The organism is Deltaproteobacteria bacterium, assembly GCA_016219225.1.
Classification (GTDB): Bacteria; Desulfobacterota; RBG-13-43-22; order RBG-13-43-22; family RBG-13-43-22; genus RBG-13-43-22.
The window spans coordinates 1-2,078 of sequence record JACRBX010000011.1 but is presented as its reverse complement, the minus strand read 5'-3'; the positions used below and the strand labels follow the sequence as shown (position 1 = coordinate 2,078).

Annotated in this window: 2 protein-coding genes; both read left to right on the top strand. The window is 49.8% G+C overall.

Translation table 11 applies throughout. The annotated features are described in order from the left end of the window. Positions 1-196: 196 nt before the first annotated feature. Positions 197-655 carry a universal stress protein gene (locus HY879_00695; GenBank protein MBI5601852.1) on the top strand — a complete coding sequence of 153 codons (459 nt, stop codon included), beginning with the start codon at positions 197-199 and terminating at the stop codon, positions 653-655. 127 nt (positions 656-782) lie between these two features. Beyond that, the coding region (locus tag HY879_00690) for an acetyl-CoA hydrolase/transferase family protein (protein ID MBI5601851.1) at positions 783-2,078 on the top strand (1,296 nt) is incomplete at its 3' end.

The window sequence follows — 2,078 nt, the reverse complement described above, 5'->3', positions numbered from 1 at the left end:
TTTTTAATTTTTTTATCCCGGGGGATCTCTGTCGCCCTGTCCAAGGGGGATTAGTCCCCGGGGTCGGGTATCCTTTTTATTCTTGCCCCCCTTCAGTGAAGGGGGGGCCAGTCTGTTTATTAGGTTGACAGGGGAAAAATTCCAGGTAATATTATAAGGCAATTATTTAAAATCCCTATCAATAGCGAGGTGTTCCATGGCATCCCTAAAAAAAATCGCCTTCTGCACGGATTTTTCGGAAAATTCGGAACAGGCCTTTGATTTAGCCTTTGACCTGACCCTGAAATACCAAGCCCAGTTGTATCTGGTCCATGTAGTCCCCCCGCTGGTTTTTCCTTCACCGGTCATGGAGGATTTTATTTCCGAACAGGCCAACCTGCAATTTTACAAGGATGCCGTTCAGCGGGCCATGGAGCAAATTGAAACCGTTTATTTACAAAAAATGGGCGATTATCAGAATGCCTTTATCCGGGTCCTTTCCGGCCATCCGGCCAGTGAGATCTTGAATTTCGTTGATCAGGAAAAAATAGATCTAATCGTTATGGGGACCCATGGGTTGACCGGATTGGCCCACTTTTTCTTGGGCAGCACCGCCGAAAAGGTGGTCCGGCGGGCCAACTGTTCGGTGCTGACCGTACACCCGCCTAAAAAATAAAAAAATCTTATATCCCGGACACATTCAATGCCTTATCCAACATCCAGGATCCAGCATCCGGGATCAGGAAAGACTATCGACCGGCAACCTACAACTTGCAACGGTCATTGCCTGCGGGGACAAAAATATGGCTAGTCCTAACTGGCCGGATGATTATCGGAGAAAACGCACAACACCCCAGGAAGCCATTCAACACATCAGACCCGGGGAACGGGTATTCATCGGTTCTGCTGCCGGGGAACCGCAAGGCCTCGTAAAAGAACTGGCCCGCCAGTCCTTTCGTTTTTCCGATCTGGAGATTATGCGTCTCCTGAGTCTGGACAGTTCCCCCCTGACATTAATTGCCAACAGATCCTATTGCGACTGCTTTAATATTCGTTCTTTTTATCTGGGTTCAGTAAAAACCAGGAGCTTGGCCAAGAATAAACGTTTTATCACCCCGATCAATCTATCGGCCCTTCCCCGTCTTTTTAAAAGCAGACAACTTCCCGTCCATGTCGCTTTGATCCAGGTGTCACCCCCCGATGATTTTGGCTGGATGAGTTTGGGTATTTCGGTTGATGTCACCATGGCCGCCGCCCAATCGGCCGATCTGGTTATTGCCCAGGTAAATTCCCGCATGCCCCGCGTCCTCGGTCGCAGCTTCATCCATGTCAATGAAGTAGACCTGGTGGTTGAATTGGAAGAAGAACTCATCACCATAAATCAATCCCCGGAATTAGAATCGGCCCACATGATCGCCAGGAACGTGACCAAACTGATCGATGACGGGTCGACTCTCCAATTGAGTTTGGGCGCCACACCCCACGCCATCCTGCTGGCCTTACAAGACAAGAAAGATTTGGGAATTCATACCCACTTTGTGACCGATGCCATCATGGATTTAGTATCCAGGGGGGTGATTACCAACCGGAAAAAGGGGTATAACGAAGGTAAGTTAGTGGCCAGTGCCGCCATGGGCACCAGAAACCTCTATGATTTTTTAGATGACAATCCCTGTATCGAATTTCACCCTTCGGAATATGTCAACAATCCGGCTATCATATCACGACACCATAAGATGATTTCCCTTAATGTGGCCATGGCCATGGACTTGACCGGGCAGGTGGCGGCCGATGCCCTGCCTTTCAACCACTATTCGGGGATTTCGGGCATGTTGGATTTCATCCGGGGATCGGCTGACTCAGAGGGGGGAAAGGCCATCCTGATGATCCCTTCCACGACCTTGGATGGAAAAAGCAGCCGTATTGTTTCCAGTCTGGGCGATATTGCCGTCGTGGTCCCCCGGGGGGATGTCCATTATGTAGCCAGCGAGTTCGGGGTGGTTAATCTCTTCGGGAAAAGTCTTCAGGAGCGGGCCATGGCCTTAATCAGCATCGCCCATCCGGATTTCCGGGAAGACCTTTTTTATGAAGCCAAAGAG